The following is a 21,832-nucleotide window of genomic DNA, read 5'->3' on the forward strand; positions in this document are numbered from 1 at the left end:
GCCCCTTGCCGTTGCACAAGACTTGAAGGAGACGACCTTGAATTTGCCGGTTCAGACCGCAGCGGCGGTACTTTCGCCCAAACAGACGGCTCGTCTTGAACTGGATGGCCTGCGCCGCTCGTTCGGCGCCTATACCGCGCTCGACGGCATCGATCTTGCCATCGAGCCCGGCGAATTCATAGCACTGCTCGGCCCCTCCGGTTGCGGCAAGTCGACGGCTCTCAACTGCGTTGCTGGGTTGCTGGCCCTGTCGGGCGGCGAAATCCGGCTGGGCGGCGAGCGCATCGACCAGCTGGAGCCGGAAAAGCGCGGGTTCGGCATGGTGTTCCAGAGCTATGCGCTGTTTCCGCATATGAGCGTGCGCCGCAATGTCGGCTTCGGGCTGACCATGCAGGGCATTCGCGGCTCGGATGCCGACCGCCGCATTGAGCAGGCCTTGGCGCTGGTAAGGCTCGAAAGCCAGATCGACAAGTTGCCGGGGCAACTGTCCGGCGGACAACAGCAGCGTGTGGCGATTGCCCGCGCCATCGTCATCCGGCCGCCGGTCGTGCTGATGGACGAGCCGCTGTCCAATCTCGATGCCAAGCTGCGGCTGGAGATGCGCGCCGAAATCCGCGGCATCCATGACCAGATCGGCTCGACAACCATTTACGTGACGCATGATCAGGACGAGGCGCTGTCGCTGGCCGACCGGATCGTCGTGATGAACCAGGGCCGGATCATGCAGATCGGCTCGCCGCAGGATCTCTACCAGCGGCCCAATCATATCGACGTTGCCGATTTCATGGGTTTTCGCACCCGCATCGCCGGGCGGGTGACCGGCATATCCGGTGATGAAGCCCGGATCGAGGTGGCGGGGGCGCAGTTGACGGGCACGATGCGGGAGCCGCTTGAGGTCGGCGATTTAGCGGTGCTGTCGGTGCGGCCCGAAGATCTCGTCGCCGTCGAGGATGGCAACGGCATGCCCGCCACGGTGGTCAATATGGAATATCGCGGCCGTGCCTTTTTCGGGCTGGCCAAGTCGGCTGATGGTTCCGATCTCTATTTCCGCGCCGAACAGGCTCTGCCACGCGGCGCATCGGCAACGCTGCAGCCGGCTGCAGGCCGGGCGCTGCTGTTCAAGGGGACGGGCGCATGAGCACGCCGTCGCTTCGCACCCGGCTTGCCGCGCGCGGTTTCGATGGCACGACGTTGCTGGTTCTGCCGGGGCTCGCGGTCATGCTCGGACTGTTCATCTATCCGTTCTTCTACGGGCTTGCCGATTCGGTGATGCCGAAGGAGGGGGCCTGGTATGCCAATTATGTGACGTTCTTCAGCGATCCCTTTCAATACCGAACGATTGCTTCGACGCTCTGGCTGGCGCTGCCGGTGACGATCGTCAATCTCGCCTTCGCCGTGCCGATTGCCTTCCGCGTCCGGCTGATGACGCGGCAACGGTTGCTGACGACGATCCTGGTCCTGCCCATCACGCTCGGCACGGTTTTCGTGGCAGACGGGCTTTTGACGTTTCTCGGGCCGCAGGGGTGGTTCAACCGGGTGCTGGTCCTTGTCGGTCTGCTGGATGCGCCGATGAAGCTGACCAACAATTATTGGGGCGTGTTCGCCTCGCTGGTGATCACCGGGTTTCCCTTCGCTTTCCTGTTGACGCTGTCTTACGTGACCGGCATCGATCCGGCGATAGAACAGGCCGCCGCCACGCTTGGCGCCAACGCGCGTCAGCGGTTCACGAAAGTCTTCCTGCCGCTGCTGGTGCCGGGGCTTGCTGTCACCTTCTGTCTTGCTTTCGTCCAGGCCTTTGCCGTCTTTCCATCCGCCGTCCTGCTCGGGGCGCCGGCGGGTCCGACGCGGGTGATCTCGATTGCGGCCTATCAGGCAGCCTTCGAACAATATGACCATTCGCTGGGAACCGCGATCGCCATGGTCATGGGTGCGGTGGAGCTGATCGTGGTGCTGGCCGTTCTTGGTGCACGCTCGCTGTTCTATCGCGGTCCGACCGGGGGGACGAAAGGATGACGAACCTTAGAAATCCTGCGCCCGACCACTCATTCCTCCGGGAGATGCCGCTATGATCCGTGATCAGGGCCTCGTATCGAAAATCTGGCGTTTTGCCGTCTGGGCGGTTGCCGGCCTGTTCATTCTCAATCTCATCGGCGTGATTGCCGCCGTGGTGGTCAATTCCTTTGCCACCCGCTGGCTCGGCACCTGGCTGCCGATCGGCCTGACGACAAAATGGTATTTCAGCGCCTGGAAGGAATTCCAGCTGTCGAGCGTCGTGTTCGTGACCTTCCAGATCGTCTTTACCGTGGTTCTCATTTCCGGGGCGCTTGGCGTGACCGCGGCCTATGCGCTGGCGCGGCGGGATTTTCCGGGCAAGCGCCTCGTCGTTCTCCTTTTCCTCTTGCCCCTGCTCATTCCGCCGCTGACCTATGGCATTCCGCTGGCGACGGTGCTCTACCAGCTCGGTCTCGGCGGCTCCTTCTGGGGCGTCGTGCTGATCAATCTCGTGCCCTCGCTGCCTTTCGTCGTTCTGGTGATGATCCCCTTCATCGAGCAGATCGATCCGCGCATCGAAGCGGCGGCGCGCGTCTTCGGGGCCGGTACCGGCAGCCTGTTCCTGCGCATCCTGTTGCCGCTTCTGCTGCCCGGCATGCTGGCGGCGTTGCTTCTGGTGCTGGTGCGCACGATCGCGATGTTCGAGCTGACCTTCCTGATTGCCGGGCCGACAAGCCAGACGCTGGTCGTTTCGCTCTACTACGCCGTCTTTGCGTCAGGCGTGCGGGCCGGACAGTCGATCGACGCCATGGCGGTGATCTATATGGTGACGACGCTGTTCTGGCTGATCCTTGCCCTGCAATTCGTCAACCCCTCGCAGATCGTCGCCCGCGCCAAACAGCAGCCCGCATCATGACCAGATTATCCAACGACACCCTGCCACATCTGCCAAAGACGATCGCAACGCCGGATTATGACCGGACCAAGGTGACGGTCGGCATCGTCCATCTCGGGATCGGCGCCTTCCACCGGGCGCATCAGGCGGTGTTTACCGATGAGGTCTTGGCGCGCGATCCTTCCTGGGGCATTTGCGGGGTTTCGCTGCGCAGCGCCGACACCCGTGATGCGCTTGAACCTCAGGACGGGCTCTATACGCTGAAGGTTCAGGATGGCGGGGGCGAGACGCTGCGGATCATCGGCAGCGTTGTCGAAACCCTCGTTGCGCCGGAGGACCCGCAAGCCGTTCTGGCGCGGATGGCCGATCCGGCGACCCGCATCGTCTCCCTGACGGTGACCGAAAAGGGCTATTGTCACAATCCGGCGACCGGCATGCTGGACGACAATCATCCGGATGTTCTCCACGACCTGCAAAATCCGGGAGATCCGAGATCTGCCATCGGCTTCATCGTCGAGGCTCTGGCCCGAAGGCAAGAGGCAGGCGTGGCAGCGTTCACGCTTCTGTCTTGCGACAATCTTCCGTCGAACGGCCATGTGCTGAAGCGTGTCGTCAGCCGTTTTGCCGAGCTCAGGGATCCGCAGCTTGCCGCTTTCGTCGCCGGGGTCGCTTGCCCATCCACCATGATAGACCGGATCGTGCCGGCAACGACGGATGCCGATCGTAACGTGATTGCGGGTGCTCTTGGTGTCGGGGATGCCTGGCCGGTGGTGACCGAGCCATTCCGGCAATGGGTTATAGAGGATCATTTTCCGCTGGGCCGGCCGGCTTGGGAGGCGGCGGGCGCCGTCTTCGTGCCCGAGGTTTCGGTTTTCGAGACGATGAAACTGCGGCTTCTCAACGGCAGTCATTCGACCCTTGCCTATCTGGGTTATCTGGCCGGCGCTGAAACGGTAGCGGAGGCGATGGCCCTGCCGGGCATGCAGCCGCTGATCGAGGGACTGATGCGCGAAGAGGTTTCCCCGACGCTGCCGCAGCTTACCGGCTTCGATCTGGTTGCCTATCGTCTGGCGCTGATTGCGCGGTTCAAAAACCCGGCGTTGCGCCATCGCACCTGGCAGATCGCCATGGATGGATCGCAAAAGCTGCCGCAGCGGCTGCTCGGCACGATCCGCGACCGCATCCGGGCAGGAGCTTCCTATGACCGGCTGGTGCTTGGGGTTGCCGCATGGATGTATTACGCACGCGGCCTTGACGAGGCGGGGCAGGCGATTGACGTTCGCGATCCGCTCGCCCGGCGTATCGCGGCAATGACGCAAGGTCTGGACGATCCGGGAGAGATCGTCGCGGCGTTTCTCGGTCTGGAAGACGTCTTCGCCGACGATCTCGGGCGCGATGCCGGTTTCCGGGGCGCGCTTATCGGCGTTTTGTCGCGTCTCCTTGCCACCGGGAGCGCCGCAGAACTGGCCGGATGGCAAACACCAAGTCCGTAAGATCTCTCTCTCTAAGGTGTTGCGGCGACGGCCCAGAGGCATCCGGGTCGTGGCTCATCGATATGCAGAGGCTCCAGTCAACTTAAATACATCCCAGGTTGTACATCAAATAATATATGTATTATTTGATGCGCTCTTCCACTACCTTGTATTCTTTTCTGCCTGAGTGCCCTGATATCCTTGCGGCGCAGGTTAAGCGTTGCGTTTTTCTGCCAAATCGACCGGCCCTTGCGGTAATTTATTAAAAACACGTTCTGCTCAATTACGTTTCGATTAACTACCGCTTTTTACCACCATTTAGAGTTTCGCAATTACTGTCCATCGTCTGAGGAATGCATCTACGCCAGGCGACGCCTGGTGCGGAGACGGGGGATCACAGTGCGCATCTTGAAGAAGCTCCTTGCCGACCGGGCTGGCAATTTCGCCATCCTAGGCGCCATCGCCATCGTTCCCATTCTGGGCTCTGCCGGCATGGCGGTGGATATCAGCCGCGCCATGGAGCTGAAATCGAGGCTGCAGGATGCTGCCGATGCGGCAGTGCTGGGATCGATCGCCGAAAGATCGGCAGGTGTCACCCAGGCCGTCGGCATGACCATGGACGGTCACGTATCCATCAGCGAGGCGGAAGCGGAGGCTTTTTTCAAAGCTCAAGCCGCAACCAATGCGAGCTCGGTGCAAGAGGACGGTCTAAAGAAAGAAAAAGTCGAGTCGCAGGATATGAATCTCGATGTCGTCAAGGTGTCGGTCACCAAGGACGGCAAGGATATCAAAGCCAAGCTGACCTATCAGGCAACCTTGAAGACATCTTTCCTGCGCATTCTCGGAAAGGAAAGTATTACGATTTCAGGCAGCGCCAACGCTGTCTTTCAATCGCAGTCCTTCATGGATTTCTACCTGCTGCTCGACAATACCCCATCCATGGGCGTGGCTTCGACAACGGCCGATATCGACAAGATGATCAAGGCGACGAAGAACGTCGCGGACTCGGGTTCGAGGAACTGTGCTTTCGCGTGTCATATCGTATCGGAGAAGGGCGTGATCGACGGCGGCAGCAACTATGCCGTCGCCAAGCTCAACGGCATCTCGATTCGCATCGATGCGGTGGCAAAAGCGGTGGTGGAACTCACCAAGGAAGCCACCAGACAGCAGAGCTATCCCGATCAATTCCGCATGGCCACCTATACGTTTGGCGAGACTGCGATGGATACCAAACTGCTCAAGGTGGCCGGCCTGAGCGGCGATCTTTCAAAGGTACAGAAGACTGCGGAGGGTATCAAATTGATGAGCATACCGAAGCAGGGTTACAACAACGACCAGCAGACCGACTTCGACAATGCACTGAGCAAGATCGGCGACGAAATCGGCACGCCGGGCAATGGTCTGGCAGCCGCAACTCCGGAAAAAATCGTATTCTTCGTGTCCGATGGTGTCGGCGATAGCTATAAGCCGAAAGGATGCACGGCGAAATTGAGCGGCAGCCGCTGTCAGGAGCCGATCGATACGAAAAATTGTACCGCCTTGAAAGCGCGGGGTATCAAGATCGCGGTGCTTTATACCACCTACCTGCCGCTGCCGACCAATGACTGGTACAATTCGTGGATCAAGCCCTTCCAGCCCACGATCGGTACGAAGATGCAGGAATGTGCGTCTCCCGGCTTCTATTTCGAGGTGCCGCCGTCGCAGAATCTCGAGGGTGCGATGAAGACACTGTTCAACAAGGTGGTGCATACACCGCGTCTGACGAGCTGAGCAGCGCCTGCACCGACGAGATCCTTAAAACTGAACGGCCATGCCTTCAATGACGGAGATATGGCCGTTTTCTCGTCTATCAAACCGCTTGCCTGATGGTATTCTCTGGCGTTTTTGCAGCGCAGCATCGTGACGCTCTGTACAATTGCGCTCAGGCGCAGTAAGAGGCGCGCATGTATTGGCTGGCGACGTGCCGGCTGCGGGGACTGCGATTACCCTCATCGACCGAGGAACGCATGACATCCGAATTCCGAAAGATAAACATATGGTAGAGTTAGACGGCATCGCTCCGGCGATCGCTCAGGCATTGAGCAAGCGCGGTTATTCAGAGTTGACGCCGGTTCAGAAGGCTGTTTTGGGCCCTGAACTCGAAGGCAGGGACGCCCTGGTCTCGGCGCAGACCGGTTCGGGAAAGACCGTGGCCTTCGGTCTGGCGCTTGCCTCGACGCTGCTTGAAGGCAAGGACCGGTTCGGCCAGCCAGGCGCGCCTTTGGCGCTCGCCGTCGCTCCGACCCGGGAACTGGCGCTGCAGGTCAAGCGCGAACTGGAATGGCTCTATGAACTGACCGGCGCGACCGTCGTCTCCTGCGTCGGCGGCATGGATATGCGCAGCGAACGGCGCGCGCTCGATCGCGGCGCCCATATCGTCGTCGGCACGCCTGGCCGTCTCTGCGACCATATCCGCCGCAACGGCCTCGACATGTCGAGCCTGAAGGCCGTCGTTCTCGACGAAGCCGACGAGATGCTCGATCTGGGCTTCCGCGAAGACCTCGAATTCATTCTTGAGGCAGCGCCTGCCGACCGCCGGACGCTGATGTTTTCGGCAACCGTGCCACGCTCGATCGCCAATCTGGCGAAGAGCTACCAGAAAGATGCCATTCGCATCTCGACCCAGGCCGAGCAGAAGCAGCATCTCGACATTGAATACCGGGCGCTAACCGTTGCGCCGTCCGACCGCGAAAATGCGATCATCAACGTGCTGCGCTTCTATGAGGCAAAGAATGCGCTGGTGTTCTGCTCGACCCGTGCTGCCGTCAACCATCTGACCGCGCGCTTCAACAATCGCGGTTTCGCTGTTGTTGCCATGTCCGGCGAACTCAGCCAGAACGAGCGCACCCATGCGCTACAGGCGATGCGCGACGGACGCGCCCGCGTCTGCATCGCCACCGACGTCGCTGCCCGCGGTATCGATCTGCCGGGCCTCGAACTGGTGGTTCATGCCGATCTGCCGACCAACCCCGATACGCTGCTGCACCGGAGTGGCCGCACGGGCCGTGCCGGACGCAAGGGTGTCAGCGCGCTGATCGTGCCCAACAGCGCCCGCCGCAAGGCTGAACGCCTGCTGCGCGATGCCAATATCAATGCCGAATGGGGCCGTCCACCATCGGCCGACGAAGTCAGCCGCCGCGATGACGAGCGGGTTCTTGCCGATCCGGCGCTGACCGAAGCAATCACGCCCGACGAGGCCGATTTCATCCGCGAACTGCTGGAAAAGCATGGTGCCGACCAGGTGGCTGCGGCTTTCCTGCGACAGGCGCGTGCGGGCCGTTCGGCACCGGAAGATCTGATGGATACGCCATCCTACACCCCATCCGGCGATCGTCCGGACCGTGGCGACCGTCCGGAACGCAGCGAACCGCGTGCTCCGCGTGGCGATTTTGGCGACAGCGTCTGGTTTTCTCTGTCGGCTGGCCGCAAGCAGAGTGTCGAACCGCGCTGGCTGATCCCGATGCTGTGCCGCATCGGTAAGATCACCAAGCAGGAAATCGGCGCCATCAAGATGCAGACCGAAGAAACCTATATCGAGATCGCGCGCGACTGGGTGGATCGTTTCGTCGAGGCGATCGGGCCGAAGCGGGCGCTCGAAAAGGGCATCACCGTGACGCAGCTCGACGGCATGCCAGACCTGTCCGGCGGCTCGCGCGGCGCACCGTTTGCCGGCAAGAAGCCATATCCGGCCAAGCAGGCCGACTGGAACGGCGAAAAGCCCAAGCGCAAGTTCGAGGGCAAGCCCGATTTTGCGAAGGCCGAGAACCGCCCGGCCGAAAAGACCGACAGCAAGCCCTGGACCAAGAAGGCCGGCAAGCCTGCTTTGGATAAGCCGAAATTCGATAAACCGAAATTCGACAAGCCGAAGTTTGACAAGCCTGCGACCGAGGGCGTCAAGCGCAAGCCGTTCAAGAACAAGACGAACTGATTGAATTATCTGGCGAGTAGGTACAGCCTGCTCGCCAGAGACTGAAAAATCCGCGTATCGAAAGATGCGCGGGTTTTTCGTTGGAAGAGAATGCGTGCTCTATGCGCTTGCTGTGCCAAGCCGCTTGATCTTGCCGGCAAGCGTGGAGGCGAGCCGTGTGCTGGCGCCGCAGGCGATGACCATCTGCGGCAGGATCATCCATTCCAGGGTCCAGGCGGCCCCCGACCGTTCCTGTTCATGCACCATCGACTGGTGAATGCCGGAAAGCTGGACGGCATTGAAGCGGGCCAGCGACACAAGCGTTTCGGCATTGACCGGGTTCTGCTTGTGCGGCATGGCCGACGAGCCGCCGCCGCCCGAAAGCGTAATTTCGGTTCCCGATTGAGCGAGCAGGGCGATATCCTGGCCGAATTTGCCAAGGCTGCCTGAGATCAGCGACAGGAGGTGGGCGAGATCGCCGATGATAGCGCGCTGGCTTTGCCATTGCGGGCGATCGGAAAGGCCGAGGGTTTCGGCCAGCGTCGCCCGAACGGCGGACGCCTTGTCGCCCAATTTATCGAGTGTTCCTGCGGCTCCGCCGAATTGTACCGGGAACGACGTTTTTTGCAGCCTGTCGCCATAATCGGCAAGCGGCGATGACCATGCGGCGATGCGATCGGCGACGGTGATCGGGATCGCGGCCTGCATGCGCGTGTGGCCGATCAGCTGGCTTTTGCCCCAATCGTGACCCAGACCGTCGAACGAACATAGCAGTTGCGACAATCGATCGGAAAGGATGGCGCAGGCCGCCTTTAGCCGCAGCATCAGGCTGGTATCGAGGACATCCTGGCTGGTGGCGCCGAAATGGATTTTTTCCGCAGCTTCACCACTAATTGCCTTGCGCAATTGCCGGACAAGCTCGGGGATCACCACGCCATCCGTCGCGACGGCGTGGCGCAAAGCAAGGACGTCGGGCTGAAACGTGCCGCAGGCCTCAGTGATACGAACAGCCGCTTCCTTTGAAACGACACCGTGATCCGCTTGCGCCTGTGCCAAGGCCGCCTCGAAGGACAGCATGGCGCGGATATCCGCGTCCGCCGAGAACAAGGCGGAAATTTCCGCGTCGCCGAGAAGGCCCGAGAGATAGGGATGGTCGAAGGCCGAGGCGGTCATGTCTGTTCCTTATTCCCGGGCTTGGTTCCGGGACTAGATGTCGAGGAACACGGTTTCCTTGTCGCCCTGCAAATGGATATCGAACGTATAGACCGATCCGTCGCGCGGCGCGACCAGGGTCGACACGCGGTGGCGGTGTTCGATGCGGGCAAGCAGCGGATCTTCGGCATTGGCTTCCGGCTCATCGGCAAAATACATGCGGGTGTGCAGGCCGATATTGATGCCGCGGGCGACGATCCAGACGGTGATGTGCGGCGCCATCTTGCGCCCGTCCTTGTAGGGCGCGCGTCCGGGCTTGATGGTTTCGAACGTGAAGACACCGTCCTCAGTGCCGGTCGGGCAGCGGCCCCAGCCGGTGAAATTGGGATCGGCGGTGCCGCGCAGGTCCGACGGGCTGTTGTAGAACCCGGCAGCGTCTGCCTGCCAGATTTCGACGAGCGCGTCCTTCAGCGGCACACCGGCGCCGTCGATGACGCGGCCGCGCACGGTGATGCGTTCTCCCAGCGTCCGGTCGTTGACCATCGTGATGCCGAGATCGGCCTCATAGACACCGGTAATGCCGGCGAAATTCGGGGTGCAGCCGATATGGACATAGGGGCCGGCGGTCTGCGACGGCGATTCTTTTAGGTAGCCGAGATCCTGGACCATCAGTTTCCCTCCATCCGGTTTTCAAACAGCGTCGAACGGCGGCCGCGCAGAACGATGTCGAACTTGTAGGCGCGCGCGTCCATCGGGATGGTATTGGCCCAGTCGAGCGGCGCGATCAGCTGTTCGATGGCGCGTCTGTCCGGGATGGTGGTGACGATCGGACACTTCCAGATCATGGGATCGCCTTCGAAATACATCTGGGTGATCAGCCGCTGAGCAAAGCCATGACCGAAGATCGAGAAATGGATATGGGCCGGACGCCAGTCGTTGACGCCGTTTGGCCAGGGATAGGCGCCGGGCCGGATGGTGCGGAACCGGTAGCTGCCGTCCTCGTCGGTGATCGCACGGCCGCAGCCGCCGAAATTCGGGTCGAGCGCGGCGAGATAGCTTTCCTTCTTATGACGGTATCGTCCGCCGGCATTGGCCTGCCAGAATTCCAGCAGCGCGCCGGGAACGGGTTTGCCGCGTTCGTCGAGCACACGGCCATGGACGATGATGCGTTCGCCGATGGCGCTCTCGCCGGGCTTGGCGAAATTGTGGATGAGATCATTGTCGAGTTCGCCGAGCAGCGAATGGCCGAAGACCGGGCCGGTGATCTCGGACAGCGTGCCATCAAGCGACAGCAGCGCCTTTTGCGGCGAGCGCAGCACCGAGGTTTTGTAGCCCGGGGTCAGGGCAGGGGCATGCCAGGCGCGGTCGCGCTGGAAGAATGCGCCGGTCTCAGGCTTGTTGTTGGAAAGATCGGACATGTCATTCTGCCTCATGCCGCCTGTTCGGCGTCCATCTGTTCGAAAACCTGCTTGGCGATCTTGATCGCCCGGTTGGCGGCGGGAACGCCGGCATAGATCGCCACATGCAGCAGCGCTTCGCCGATATCCTCGCGGCTGGCGCCGGTATTGGCGGTGGCACGCACGTGCATCGCCACCTCCTCGTCATGGCCAAGGGCAGCCAGCAGGGCGATGGTGACCATCGAGCGCTCGCGTTTCGTCCAGTTCGGCCGCGACCAAAGGTTGCCCCAGGCGGCCTCGGTGATCAACTCCTGAAACGGCTGGTCGAAATCGGTGGTCGCCGACTGTGCCCTATCGACATGACGGTCGCCCAGCACGGCACGGCGGGTGACCAGGCCCTGACGGTAACGTTCGGTGGGAACTGCGGCCTCACTCATGGGCTTTTTCTCCAGACAGGACGGTATCGATGAAAGCGCGCAGCACGGCGGTCAGCGCCTCCGGTTGCTCGACGCAAGGGATATGGCCGGCATCCTTGATAACTTCGTAGTGCGCGCCGGTAATGAGTTTTGCGGTCGACAGAACGAGATCGGGCGGCGTCGAGCCATCCTGATCGCCGACGATGCAGATCGCCGGAACGGCGATGCGCTTGGCTGCGTCGGTAAAGTCGGCATCGCGGATCGCAGCGCAGGTGCCGGTATAACCGGTGACGGGCTGGCGGATCAGCATGTTGCGATAGCCGCGCAGGGCGTTATTTTCCGGCCGGCGGAAGGCGGGCGTGAACCAGCGTTCGAGAATGCTGTCGGTAATGCTGGCTATGCCATTCTGTTCGATGGCGGCGATGCGGGTGTTCCACAGATCCGCCGTGCCGATCTTGTGGGCGGTATCGCAGAGTGCCAGCGCCCGTACGAGGTCGGGCCGGACGGCATAAAGGCCCTGCGCGATCAGGCCGCCGACCGAAAGGCCGCAGATGATCGCCTGCTTAACGGCTAGGAGATCGAGCAGGCCGGCGAGATCGGCGACGTGCAGGTCCATCGAATAGGGCATGTCGCCGACATCGGAGAGGCCATGGCCGCGCTTGTCATAGAGAACCATGGCAAAGTCGCCGGCGAACCGCACGATCACGTCGCGCCAGATGCGGAAATCCGTGCCGAGCGAATTGGCAAAAACCAGCACCGGCTTGCCATTGGCAGCGCCGATGACCTGATAGTGAAGCGTGACGTCGTTGATGCGGGCAAACTGCACGGGAACTCTCCTCGGGAAACAGATTGGAACTTTAATCTGGTTCGGTAAAATGACATTTTATTGCCTATCATTAACTTGTGAGTTATGAGTTTCCATGATCGACGCTCGCGTGAAATTCCGCCATCTGCAGACCTTTGTCGAGGTCGCCCGCCAGAAGAGCGTGATGAAAGCCGCTGGTCTCCTGCATGTCAGCCAGCCGGCGGTGACCAAGACCATCCGCGAGCTGGAAGAGGTTTTGGGCGTTTCCGTCTTCGAACGAGACGGCCGCGGTATCAAGATCACCCGCTACGGCGAAGCCTTTCTGCGGCATGCGGGGGCGGCGCTGACGGCGCTCAGGCAAGGGCTGGATTCGGTGTCGCAGGTGCGCTCCGGCGATGGGCCGCCGGTTCGGATCGGTGCGCTTCCGACTGTCTCGACCCGGATTATGCCGCGCGCCATGGCGAATTTTCTTAAAGAGGAAACCGGCAGCCGTATCAAGATCGTCACCGGCGAGAATGCCGTGCTTCTGGAACAGTTGCGGGTCGGTGATCTCGATCTGGTTGTCGGGCGGCTTGCGGCACCGGAGCAGATGACCGGGTTTTCCTTCGAGCATCTCTATTCCGAGCAGGTCGTCTTCGTCGTGCGGACCGGCCACCCGCTGCTGTCGGCCAAACAATCGGTTTTCGACAATCTCAGCGTCTATCCGGTGCTGATGCCGACACGCGCCTCGATCATCCGGCCGTTCGTCGAACGGTTCCTGATCACCAACGGTATCGCCAGCCTGCCCAACCAGATCGAAACCGTGTCGGATTCCTTCGGCCGGGCTTTCGTGCGGGCGAGCGATGCCATCTGGATCATTTCGGCTGGCGTCGTGGCCGGCGATATCGAGGATGGAGTGCTGGCGGCCTTGCCGATCGATACCAGCGAGACCAAGGGTCCGGTCGGACTGACGATGCGGGCCAATGCCATTCCCTCGATGCCGCTGGCGATCCTGATGCAGACGATCCGCGAGGCTGCGGCCGACGTTTCGGCTGCTCCGGTTGAGCGCCGGTAGGCTGCCCCAAGGCTGCCAGCAGCCGGATGGTTTGCCTGTACGAAAACGCCACCGGCTGATAATCTGCATTCAACTCCAAGTTTTGGATTTCATTGGCGTTTAGGGGTCAAAGGAAAAGCATGTCAGAAGCAATGGGTGAGCCTGCCGCAAACGGCCGGCCGACGGTCTGGACAAAGCCGCTGAGATCGCTTCTGGGGCTTGCCATGGCGGCTCTGCTGATCGCCGTATCGGGAACGCTGATCAGTCTGGGCTATGTGCGGGCGCGCGACGCGGCGCTGACCAATGCCGAGGCCGACATGCGGGCCTTTTCCGAGCGGCTGATCGACCGGTTGGGCATTCTTTCCGGGCGCACGACGGCGCTGGTCGGGTTCACGGCGTCGATCGCCAATTCCTTTCTGGTGCCGCCACCAGAACGTATGACCGACAAGATCAAGCTGCTGCGCGAGATCATTGCTCAATCCTCCAATCTGGACGGCATTTACGCCGGCTACCCGGATGGCGAGTTCATCCAGGCGGTCGATCTGAGAGCGCCGGCCTGGCGCACAGCTCTTGAGGCGCCGGACATGGCGGTGATTGCGGTTCGCTCGATGCAAATGGAACAGACGGGCGACCGCAGCAACCGGCTGATCTTCCTCGACAAGGACGGCAATCAGATATTGGAGCGGCGTCTCCTTTCAACCGGATTCGATCCGAGGAAACGTCCCTGGTATCAGGCTGCAGTCAACGGCACGATGCCGGCAGCGATCGGTCCCTATACGATGGTGACGACCGGCGCGTTGGGCATGAGCATTTCCCAGGCGCATAGCGGCAATGGCGGCATCGTCATTGGTGCCGATATCGACCTTGGAACGATTACCGAATTCATGGCGCGCGAACGCCTGACCGCCGAAACGGTCGCTTTTGTCATGGACGCCGCCGGAAAACCGATCATGCATTCCGATCGCGGGCTTATGGCGCATATGGCGACGCAGAAGGAAAAGGGGGAGCTGGATGTTTCAAAGCCCGTCGATCCGCTGCTGACCGGCATCAAGGCCAATCTTCCGGCTGGCAACGGTGTGAGTTTCGCCGATATCGAGGGCCGCACCTACATCATCCTGGCGACGTCGGTAAAATCCGTGCTTTTGCTTGCAGGACACCGGACCGTGGTGGCAGCCCCCCTTGACGAATTGACGGCCACTGCCAATCGCAACCTCTATCAGGGGCTTGCCATCGCCGCTGCCATCGTCATTCTCGGACTGCTCGCAGCGCTGTTCCTGGCGCGGCTGATCACGCAGTCGCTGAGCCAGCTGACCGCCAATGCCAACCGGCTGCAGGATCTGGATTTCACCGCGCCGAGCCACGTGTCCTCGCATGTCACCGAGATATCGACGCTGGGGCGGGCGATGAACCGGGCGCGCGATGCGATCTTCACCTTCGCGCTCTATGTGCCGAAGGAACTGGTGCGCAAGGGTATCGAATCCGGGCAATTTGCCGGGCGCGGCGCGCGGCGCCAAGAGGTGACGGCCTGGTTTACCGATATCTACGATTTCACCACGCTCAGCGAGCAGCGGACACCGGAAGAGGTGGTGGCGCTGCTGTCGGACTATTTCGATATCTTCAACGAGACCGTCGGCGCCCATGGCGGCGAGATCATCCAGTTTCTCGGGGATTCGGTGTTTGCCATGTGGAATGCGCCGGTGGCCGATGAGCACCATGCGGAAAACGCCTGCCGCTGCGCTCTGGCGGTCGAGAGAAAACTTAAAGTATTCAATGCCGATCTGAAGGCGCAGGGGCTGCCGGAATTGCGCACCCGCTTCGGCATTCACACAGGCACGGCGGTGGTCGGCAGCGTCGGCGCCAGAGATCGGCTGCAATATACCGCGATGGGCGACACCGTGAACGTGGCGTCGCGGCTCGAGGGAATGAACAAGGTCTATGGCACGGCGATTCTCGCCAGCAGTGCCGTAGTTGCACTGTGTGGTGACGCAATCGCCTTTCGTCCGCTCGGGGAGGCGCAGGTCAAGGGCCGGGCGACGGCGTTGCAACTATTCGAGGTTGTCGGTGAAAAGACCGAAGCGGACTGTTCGCAGACGCAAGCTGCACTCCAAACCTGACGATCAGTCGTCCGAGTAGCGCTGCTCGCGCCAGGGATCGCCGAGCATGTGATAGCCGTTCTTTTCCCAGAACCCGGCCTGGTCACCGGCAAGGAATTCGATGCGGCGCAGCCATTTGGCGCTTTTCCAGAAGTAGAGATGCGGGATGACGAGGCGCATCGGGCCGCCATGGTCGCGCGTCAGCGGTTCATCTTCCCAGGCTGTTGCGAGAATGCCGTCTTCGGAGGCGAAATCGGCGAGCGGCAGGTTGGTGGTGTAGCCGTCATAGCTGGTCAGCATGACGAAATTGGCCTCTGGTCTTGGCATGACCAGATCGAGCAGATCGTGGGTCGAAACGCCCTGCCAGCGATTGTCGTAGCGCGACCATGTCGTCACACAATGGATGTCGGACAGCTTGCGGCTTTGCGGCAGCCGGTGGAACGCATCCCAGTCGAGTTTGACAGGATTTTCGACACCGCCGACGATCTGCAGCGTCCACTCCGCCTGTGGGATGAGCGGCTACTGGCCGAGGTCAAGCACCGGCCAGTTGGTGACCAGATGCTGGCCGGGCGGCAGGCGGTCGGTTTCCGGGCGTGAGATTTTTCCCGTCAGGAACTTGCCTTGCTCGGCCCAGCGGCGTTTGGACAGCGTCAGTTTCGTTTCCGGGCTTTCATCGGTCATGATGGGAACTCGCTGCTTGTAACTTGCCTGTCGATGGGCAGCCGAATTACAGGTTTAATGGCCTGATGTGTCAAGGCATCCCGCAAAGCCAGCCGCACTTCTGAAATGAACAAGGCCGCACAGCTTTCGATGCGCGGCCTTGTATTATCTTGCTCCGATCAGATCAGACCGGCAGCTGGAAGTAGGCGTTTGCGGCGAGAACGACGGCGAGGCCGCCGGCGAGCGCTACATAGGGCAGGATACCGGCTTTCTTGACGCCGAGGTCTTGGCCGACGAGGCCAAGGTCTTCCATTGCGCCTGCCGGGAATTTTCCGCCGTCACGCACATAGTGGCGATAGGCAAAGACCGGCAGGATGAGGGCGGCGAAAATGAAGCCGACCCAGAGTGCGTTGGAATAGCCCCAGACCTTGGCACCGGCGCCGAGGAACAGCGCGTTGACAAAGGCAAGAACGGTGTTGAGGCCGATCAGCCAGGTCGGTGCCTTCCAGGGGCGCTGGATGTGGCTGGAGTCCATCCGGTGGATCCAGCCGGCATTGAGGTTGAGGAAGTTGAAGATGATGTAGCCGACATTGGAGACAGCCAGCACGAAGAAGTAGCCGGCCACGTCGGAGGCGATGGCAAGCAGGATCAGGTTGAAGGCGAAGTCGGTCCACATGGCGCGGGTTGGTGCGCCGTGTTCGTTGACGTGGTCGAGATATTTCGGCAGCCAGCCATCCTTCGAGCCCTGGTAGAGGGTGCGCGACGAACCGGCCATGGCGGTCATGATAGCCAGGAACAGCGCCATGATCATCAGGATGACGAGGATCTGGGTGACGATCCGGCCGCCATGGACGAGGCTTGCCAGTGCTTCCGCAACACCCGTTCCATCGACGATGCCGGGTGCGAGCATGCCGGCATGGCCGAGAACGCCCTGGAAGGTGAAGGGGATGAGGAAGAAGAACAGGCAGCAGAGCAGGCCGGAATAGAAGATCGCCTTGAACGTATCGGTTTTTGGGTTCTTCAGCTCGCGAGTGTAGCAGACCGCGGTTTCAAAGCCGTAGGTCGACCAGGCGGCGATATAGAGGCCGCCGAGGAACAGCGTCCAGCCGCCATTGCTCCACACGCCGTCAATGCCGGAATAGCCGGCGGTCGGCGGAACCAGATTGGTGATGTTGGCGCTGTCGATCTGGCCGGAGAAGATCGGATAGAGGCCGATGATCAGCAGCGGCAGGAGAACGATGATGGCGAGCCATTTCTGGACGCTGGCCGTTCCCTGGATGCCCCGATGTTGGATCGCGAAGATCACCAGCATCAGGATGCCGCCGATGACGAAGGTGGCGTTGAGATTGGCCTTGGCGAGGAAGGGAATGTCGAAGGTGATCAGCGACCAGCTGCGGATCGCCGGGGTCAATGCCGCGATCGCATCGGTCGAGAGCAGAGCGGAAATCGCATCCTGTGGAGCCTTGCCGGCATTGGCAGCAAGCCATTCCGCAACGCGCGGGCTTTCGGCCGTCAATGTGGCCATATTGGCGTTGATCCATTCCATCACTACCGGGCTATCGGCACCGGGAATGGGGAACAGGGCGTTGAGGATATAACCCGCCGCGATGGCGCAGCCGAGCGACAGGACCGGCGACCAGGCGAACCAGTTGCACCATACAGACAATGGCGCGATGAATTTCGAATAGCGCAGCCAGGCGGTGGCGCCATAGATCGATGCGCCGCCGGATTTGTTGCCGAACATGCCGGCGATTTCAGCGTAGGTGAAGGATTGCAGGAAGCCCATGACCATGGAAATGATCCAGACCACGAAGGCAAGCTTGCCTGTCGTGCCGGCAATGCCGCCGATGGAGAAGAGCACCAGCGGCGGTACGCCGGCAGCGACCCAGAATGCCCCTTTCCAGTCCAGCGCGCGGATCAGGCCGGTGCTGGGCGCAGCGGTCGACCCGTCGGTCTCAACGATAGATGCCATAAACAGTCTCCTCGACCAGTTTTGTCTTGAAGCGCGTTGCCGCGCGTTCCCTTAAGGATGGTTATCGCTGCGGCTTCTTCGCTGGATGGCGCCTGCGTTTTCGCAGTGTCACCACCTGTTCCCGTTTGTATTTCGCGGCCGCAACTTATCTTCATAGTGAATTTTTTTTCTTCTCGGTCAAGTCTCTCTTTACTTTCGACGGCCTCCCATAGGATAGTTTGGCCATATTGCCGGTGCATAAAGTGGTGCTTATAGACCACTGAGCCGACTGTGCCTTCGGGTGGGAGCTGAGATGAGCGATTCCGGACAATTTGCCGGCACCTTGATGCCGCCGCGGCCCAGCACGATTCTGCGGCCGGGTATCCCGGCGCTTGCCCCGGGCGTCGAGCGTTACCGCGTCAAGGGGCGCGGCACGACGGTCGTCAAGGTGATGGCCGGCGATCGGATCAGCATCAAGGATGTCGAGGGCGGCCAGCTTTGCGAGGTGAGCTTCATCGATGCGGGAGGCCGTTTCAATGCGGCCGGCCTTGGTGTCGGGTTCTCACGGCCTGCCTTTGGGCTACAGGAAATTCTTGCCCGCGATGAGGACAGCGCGCGGCGAACGCTCAGCGCTTTGAAACGGCGAAACGTCGATCCGGCTGGAGCCCAAGCACTGGTATTGTTCGGTGAAAGTTCGTCGCCGGGTGTTTCGGCCGAATTGACCATCGGACTTGACGGGCTGCTGATCGTCGCGGCACCGGCGCCACCGATGGATGCGGCGGCGCAGAATACCGCGACGGCGCTGGAACTGCGGGTGACCCGCTCTCGAATTGAACGCACCTACGAGGAAATGCTGCCGGAACCGATGGCCGATCCGGTGCAGGAGCTGCGCATCAAGGCTGCGCGGGCTTCGGCTTATTTCGTGCGGGCGGGTGAGTTCATTCAGGTCATCGACGTCTCGGGCCGGCAATGCACGGATTTTCAGGCTTTTTCGGCCCGCAAGGTCGACAAGGGGCTGGATTTGGCGCTCGATGCGACGGTGACGCGCACGCTTCTCGGGCGCAGCTACCCGACGCCCGGATTGCCGTCAAAGGCGTTCGACCGCGATTTCGAGCCGCTGGTGGAGATCGTTCAGGATACGGTCGGGAGACACGACGCCTTCGCCACCGCCTGCAATTCGCGTTACTACGACGACATGGGCTATCCGGGGCATGTCAACTGCACCGATAACTTCAACCATGCGCTGGCCCCCTACGGCATTGCGCCGCGCAAGGGTTGGGAAGCGCTCAATTATTTCTACAACACCAATGTCGATCATCACAATCAGCTCTATCTCGACGAGCCCTGGTCGCGGCCGGGCGATTATGTGCTGATGCGGGCGCTGACCGATCTGGTCTGCGTGTCGTCGTCCTGCCCCGACGATATCGATGCGGCCAATGCCTGGAACCCGACCGACATTCATGTCCGCACCTATTCGGACACGGAAAAATTCTCGCGCGCCGTCGCTATCCGAATGACCCCTGATGCAGAGCCCGAAATGACCCAGGAAACCGCCTTCCATCCGCGCTTATCGGCACTGACGCGCAACCACACCGAATATCGCGGCTATTGGCTACCCAACCGCTTCAACAACGAAGGGCCGATCGAGGAATACTGGGCGTGCCGGGAAAAGGCGGTGGTGATGGACCTGTCGCCGCTCAGGAAATTCGAGGTGACCGGGCCGGACGCCGAAGCGCTGCTGCAATACTGCTGCACACGCGATATCCGCAAGCTGTCGCCGGGGCAGGTGGTCTATACGGCGATGTGCTACGAGAATGGCGGCATGATCGATGACGGCACGGTATTCCGCCTGGGCGAGAACAATTTCCGCTGGATCGGCGGCGACGATGTCAGCGGCATCTGGCTGCGCGAGCAAGCGGAAAAGATGGGCTACAAGGCCTGGGTGCGCTCCTCCACCGACCAGATGCACAATCTGGCGGTCCAGGGACCGATGAGCCGCGAGATCATCAAGGAGATCATCTGGACCGCACCATCGCAGCCGTCGATCGGCGAGCTCGAATGGTTCCGCTTCGCCATCGGCCGAATTGGCCATTTCGAAGGTGCACCGGTTGTCGTCTCGCGCACGGGTTATACCGGCGAACTCGGCTATGAAATCTTCTGTCATCCGAAGGATGCGCTCGCCGTCTTCGATGCGGTCTGGGAAGCGGGCCAGAAGCACGGATTGAAACCGATGGGGCTGGAGGCGCTCGACATGGTGCGCATCGAGGCGGGGCTTGTCTTTGCGCATTATGACTTCTCAGACCAGACCGACCCGTTCGAAGCCGGTATCGGCTTCACCGTGCCGTTGAAATCGAAGACCGAGGATTTCATCGGCCGCGAGGCGCTGATCAAGCGTAAGGAAAACCCGCGCTACAAGCTGGTCGGGCTCGATATCGACGCCAACGACGCCGTCGGCCATGGTGACACCGTGCATATCGGACGCGCCCAGGTCGGCGTCGTCACCAGCGCAACCCGCTCGCCGCTTCTCAAGAAGATGATCGCGTTGGCGCGGATGGATGTGCTGCATTCAGAGGTCGGGACCGAGGTTGAAATCGGCAAGCTTGATGGTCAGCAGAAACGTCTACCCGCAAGGATCGTGCCGTTTGCCCATTACGATCCGCAGAAGCTGAAGCCTCGGTCGTGAGTTGGCGGCTGATTGTCGGTGAACCGTGACAACGTTCTTAAAGTTTCAGGAGGCGTACGCTTCTTGCCGGAACGACTGCGAGGATCACGACGGTACCGTTGGTCTCCTCATAGAGAATGATATGGCTCTGATGCTCGTGCCGCCGTACCCCTTCGCCTATTGATAGGGCGAGCCTTCCCATCTTTGGACGCGATGCGATCAGCCGGAAACAATGTCCAAGTTCGTCCTTGTAGCGACGCGCTTGGGACAGGCCGAACATCTCGATGCCATCGAGAAACAGAGCGAGCAAGTCATCTTCCGCCCGCTCTGTCAGGGTGTAGCTAGTCACGCACGACGCCCCTTGCTTTGGCAAGACGTTCGGCATTCTGGAAAATTTCGTCGATGCTCTGCTTGCCCGGGCCACTCGACCGGGATTCTGTCACGATCTGGCGCAAGTCTTCGATCGTCAGTTCCTGGTCCCGGCGGGATCGGTCGCGGCGCACGAGATCGCGGACATAGTCGCTGGTGCTTGCGTATTCGCCCTTGCTGATCTGGGCTTCGATCCATTCCTTCATGGGGTCGGGCAGGGATATGGTCATGGTTGCCATGATAGAACTCCTTTCTGCCGTTCTATCATGGATAAGAACAAATCACAAAAACGCTTATTATGCGTTCCGTCACCCGTCGGTGCATGCCTCCCGGATGCCGAACGTCATCAGCCTATTTACCCTGCGCAGTGGCGATCTGCCGCGCGACCGCTTCTGAATCGTTGGCCAGCGTGCGCATTTCCGAAGCAAGCACGGCAAAGCCGGCGCCGGCTGTTCCGGCCCGGGCTGCTTCGATGCCCGCGTTGACGGCAAGCAGTTTCAGGTAGCGCAGGGAATGGAGGATTTCGGCGGTACGCGAGGCCGTGGCGCGCATGTCGGCGGTCTGTTCGTCTATGCGCTGGTAGAGGGATTCAATATTGACGATGCTGCCTTCGAGATAGAGCAGCTCGCCGTTCTCGTCCCAGACACCACCGCCTGTTTCCGTCACCCAGATGAAATGACCGCTGTTGTGGCGGATGCGGTATTCGAGCGTCCAATCGGTGCGGCTTTCCAGCGCCTTGCCGACCACCGCGTCCATGGCGGGCACGTCGTCTTCGCACATGATCGAGGTGAAGGTGCGCACGCGATTGCCGACGATCTCGTCCACCCGGTAGCCGAAGATCCGCTGGATGCCGTCGGTCATGTCGAGCATAGTGTAATGTTCGTCAGCTCTGCACCGGTAGAGAAACCCGTTCATGCGGCCGAGAACGCTGCTCAGAAAGTCCATGGCTAATCCGGTCATGGCTGGAGGGTGGGCAAAAAGACGAATGA

The 21,832-nt window shown here is 60.9% G+C and carries 18 protein-coding genes and 1 pseudogene; 9 read left to right on the top strand and 10 right to left on the bottom strand.

Translation table 11 applies throughout. The features are described from left to right. The first annotated feature begins 37 nt into the window (after positions 1 to 37). From ACP7E6_RS02045 to ACP7E6_RS02070, 6 genes are all read left to right on the top strand, one after another. Positions 38 to 1,138: an ABC transporter ATP-binding protein gene (locus ACP7E6_RS02045; protein ID WP_426227442.1), complete on the top strand. Its 1,101-nt coding sequence runs from the start codon at positions 38 to 40 to the stop codon at positions 1,136 to 1,138. Further along, positions 1,135 to 2,013 (top strand): ABC transporter permease, encoded by an 879-nt coding sequence (locus tag ACP7E6_RS02050; RefSeq protein WP_426227444.1) that lies wholly within the window; start codon positions 1,135 to 1,137, stop codon positions 2,011 to 2,013. The genes ACP7E6_RS02045 and ACP7E6_RS02050 overlap by 4 nt, the downstream gene beginning before the upstream one ends. A 52-nt stretch (positions 2,014 to 2,065) precedes the next feature. Next, entirely contained in the window at positions 2,066 to 2,908 is an 843-nt protein-coding gene (locus tag ACP7E6_RS02055) for an ABC transporter permease (protein WP_426227446.1), read from the top strand. Continuing rightward, on the top strand, positions 2,905 to 4,380 hold the full coding sequence (locus ACP7E6_RS02060) for a mannitol dehydrogenase family protein (RefSeq protein ID WP_426227447.1): 1,476 nt from the start codon (positions 2,905 to 2,907) through the stop codon (positions 4,378 to 4,380). Before ACP7E6_RS02055 ends, ACP7E6_RS02060 begins: the two co-directional genes overlap by 4 nt. 387 nt (positions 4,381 to 4,767) lie before the next feature. Further along, the gene (locus ACP7E6_RS02065; protein WP_426228501.1) at positions 4,768 to 6,129 is read left to right on the top strand and encodes a TadE/TadG family type IV pilus assembly protein; all 1,362 of its coding nucleotides are present in this window, start codon (positions 4,768 to 4,770) and stop codon (positions 6,127 to 6,129) included. A 265-nt stretch (positions 6,130 to 6,394) separates the two neighbouring features. Then, positions 6,395 to 8,326 (top strand): DEAD/DEAH box helicase, encoded by a 1,932-nt coding sequence (locus ACP7E6_RS02070; RefSeq protein ID WP_426227449.1) that lies wholly within the window; start codon positions 6,395 to 6,397, stop codon positions 8,324 to 8,326. A gap of 99 nt (positions 8,327 to 8,425) precedes the next feature. Here the strand turns inward: ACP7E6_RS02070 and ACP7E6_RS02075 are convergent, their stop codons facing one another. Genes ACP7E6_RS02075 through pcaD form a run of 5 tightly spaced genes read right to left on the bottom strand, consistent with a single transcriptional unit; the run spans position 8,426 to position 12,096 of the window. Next, complete coding sequence (locus ACP7E6_RS02075; RefSeq protein ID WP_426227451.1) at positions 8,426 to 9,478, bottom strand: 3-carboxy-cis,cis-muconate cycloisomerase; 1,053 nt, start codon at positions 9,476 to 9,478, stop codon at positions 8,426 to 8,428. Positions 9,479 to 9,511: 33 nt separating this feature from the next. Beyond that, positions 9,512 to 10,126 carry a protocatechuate 3,4-dioxygenase subunit alpha gene (pcaG, locus tag ACP7E6_RS02080; protein WP_426227453.1) on the bottom strand — a complete coding sequence of 205 codons (615 nt, stop codon included), beginning with the start codon at positions 10,124 to 10,126 and terminating at the stop codon, positions 9,512 to 9,514. Then, complete coding sequence (gene pcaH, locus ACP7E6_RS02085; protein ID WP_426227455.1) at positions 10,126 to 10,875, bottom strand: protocatechuate 3,4-dioxygenase subunit beta; 750 nt, start codon at positions 10,873 to 10,875, stop codon at positions 10,126 to 10,128. Before pcaH ends, pcaG begins: the two co-directional genes overlap by 1 nt. 11 nt (positions 10,876 to 10,886) lie before the next feature. Further along, positions 10,887 to 11,291: a 4-carboxymuconolactone decarboxylase gene (gene pcaC, locus ACP7E6_RS02090; protein WP_426227457.1), complete on the bottom strand. Its 405-nt coding sequence runs from the start codon at positions 11,289 to 11,291 to the stop codon at positions 10,887 to 10,889. Further along, positions 11,284 to 12,096 (bottom strand): 3-oxoadipate enol-lactonase, encoded by an 813-nt coding sequence (pcaD, locus tag ACP7E6_RS02095; protein ID WP_426227459.1) that lies wholly within the window; start codon positions 12,094 to 12,096, stop codon positions 11,284 to 11,286. The genes pcaC and pcaD overlap by 8 nt, the downstream gene beginning before the upstream one ends. A gap of 94 nt (positions 12,097 to 12,190) precedes the next feature. Between pcaD and pcaQ the strand changes: the two genes are divergently transcribed. Together pcaQ and ACP7E6_RS02105 are read left to right on the top strand one after the other, a co-directional pair. Beyond that, complete coding sequence (pcaQ, locus tag ACP7E6_RS02100; protein ID WP_426227461.1) at positions 12,191 to 13,129, top strand: pca operon transcription factor PcaQ; 939 nt, start codon at positions 12,191 to 12,193, stop codon at positions 13,127 to 13,129. A 119-nt stretch (positions 13,130 to 13,248) separates the two neighbouring features. Beyond that, a complete protein-coding gene (locus ACP7E6_RS02105; RefSeq protein ID WP_426227462.1) occupies positions 13,249 to 15,222 on the top strand; it encodes an adenylate/guanylate cyclase domain-containing protein in 1,974 nt (657 codons plus the stop codon). Positions 15,223 to 15,225: 3 nt separating this feature from the next. On the opposite strand, the pseudogene ACP7E6_RS02110 reads toward ACP7E6_RS02105, so the two are convergent. Continuing rightward, positions 15,226 to 15,882: pseudogene (locus ACP7E6_RS02110) on the bottom strand (sulfite oxidase-like oxidoreductase). A gap of 163 nt (positions 15,883 to 16,045) precedes the next feature. After that, positions 16,046 to 17,833: an APC family permease gene (locus tag ACP7E6_RS02115; protein WP_426227464.1), complete on the bottom strand. Its 1,788-nt coding sequence runs from the start codon at positions 17,831 to 17,833 to the stop codon at positions 16,046 to 16,048. Between the two features lie 292 nt (positions 17,834 to 18,125). Here ACP7E6_RS02115 and ACP7E6_RS02120 point away from each other — a divergent pair, with 292 nt between their 5' ends. Further along, positions 18,126 to 20,495, top strand: a complete 2,370-nt coding sequence (locus ACP7E6_RS02120) for a DUF1989 domain-containing protein (protein ID WP_426227466.1) — start codon at positions 18,126 to 18,128, stop codon at positions 20,493 to 20,495. A 37-nt stretch (positions 20,496 to 20,532) separates the two neighbouring features. On the opposite strand, the gene ACP7E6_RS02125 is transcribed toward ACP7E6_RS02120, so the two are convergent. The 3 genes from ACP7E6_RS02125 to ACP7E6_RS02135 all read right to left on the bottom strand — a co-directional run bounded on the left by ACP7E6_RS02125 (position 20,533) and on the right by ACP7E6_RS02135 (position 21,788). Next, a complete protein-coding gene (locus ACP7E6_RS02125; protein WP_426227468.1) occupies positions 20,533 to 20,823 on the bottom strand; it encodes a type II toxin-antitoxin system RelE/ParE family toxin in 291 nt (96 codons plus the stop codon). Continuing rightward, positions 20,816 to 21,082, bottom strand: coding sequence for a type II toxin-antitoxin system ParD family antitoxin (locus ACP7E6_RS02130; RefSeq protein ID WP_426227470.1), 267 nt, complete (start codon positions 21,080 to 21,082; stop codon positions 20,816 to 20,818). Before ACP7E6_RS02130 ends, ACP7E6_RS02125 begins: the two co-directional genes overlap by 8 nt. 112 nt (positions 21,083 to 21,194) lie before the next feature. Continuing rightward, on the bottom strand, positions 21,195 to 21,788 hold the full coding sequence (locus tag ACP7E6_RS02135) for a PAS domain-containing protein (RefSeq protein WP_426227472.1): 594 nt from the start codon (positions 21,786 to 21,788) through the stop codon (positions 21,195 to 21,197). Between the last annotated feature and the right edge of the window lie 44 nt (positions 21,789 to 21,832).

Origin of the sequence: Pararhizobium sp. DWP3-4, from assembly GCF_049898205.1 — a bacterium.
Classification (GTDB): domain Bacteria; phylum Pseudomonadota; class Alphaproteobacteria; order Rhizobiales; family Rhizobiaceae; genus Pararhizobium.

Coding starts and splice junctions, on each gene's coding strand:
- ACP7E6_RS02050 (WP_426227444.1), top strand. CDS start 1,135: ATGAGCACGCCGTCGCTTCGCACCCGGCTTGCCGCGCGCGGTTTCGAT.
- ACP7E6_RS02055 (WP_426227446.1), top strand. CDS start 2,066: ATGATCCGTGATCAGGGCCTCGTATCGAAAATCTGGCGTTTTGCCGTC.
- ACP7E6_RS02060 (WP_426227447.1), top strand. CDS start 2,905: ATGACCAGATTATCCAACGACACCCTGCCACATCTGCCAAAGACGATC.
- ACP7E6_RS02070 (WP_426227449.1), top strand. CDS start 6,395: ATGGTAGAGTTAGACGGCATCGCTCCGGCGATCGCTCAGGCATTGAGC.
- ACP7E6_RS02075 (WP_426227451.1), bottom strand. CDS start 9,478: ATGACCGCCTCGGCCTTCGACCATCCCTATCTCTCGGGCCTTCTCGGC.
- pcaG (WP_426227453.1), bottom strand. CDS start 10,126: ATGGTCCAGGATCTCGGCTACCTAAAAGAATCGCCGTCGCAGACCGCC.
- pcaH (WP_426227455.1), bottom strand. CDS start 10,875: ATGTCCGATCTTTCCAACAACAAGCCTGAGACCGGCGCATTCTTCCAG.
- pcaC (WP_426227457.1), bottom strand. CDS start 11,291: ATGAGTGAGGCCGCAGTTCCCACCGAACGTTACCGTCAGGGCCTGGTC.
- pcaQ (WP_426227461.1), top strand. CDS start 12,191: ATGATCGACGCTCGCGTGAAATTCCGCCATCTGCAGACCTTTGTCGAG.
- ACP7E6_RS02105 (WP_426227462.1), top strand. CDS start 13,249: ATGTCAGAAGCAATGGGTGAGCCTGCCGCAAACGGCCGGCCGACGGTC.
- ACP7E6_RS02115 (WP_426227464.1), bottom strand. CDS start 17,833: ATGGCATCTATCGTTGAGACCGACGGGTCGACCGCTGCGCCCAGCACC.
- ACP7E6_RS02120 (WP_426227466.1), top strand. CDS start 18,126: ATGAGCGATTCCGGACAATTTGCCGGCACCTTGATGCCGCCGCGGCCC.
- ACP7E6_RS02130 (WP_426227470.1), bottom strand. CDS start 21,082: ATGGCAACCATGACCATATCCCTGCCCGACCCCATGAAGGAATGGATC.
- ACP7E6_RS02135 (WP_426227472.1), bottom strand. CDS start 21,788: ATGGACTTTCTGAGCAGCGTTCTCGGCCGCATGAACGGGTTTCTCTAC.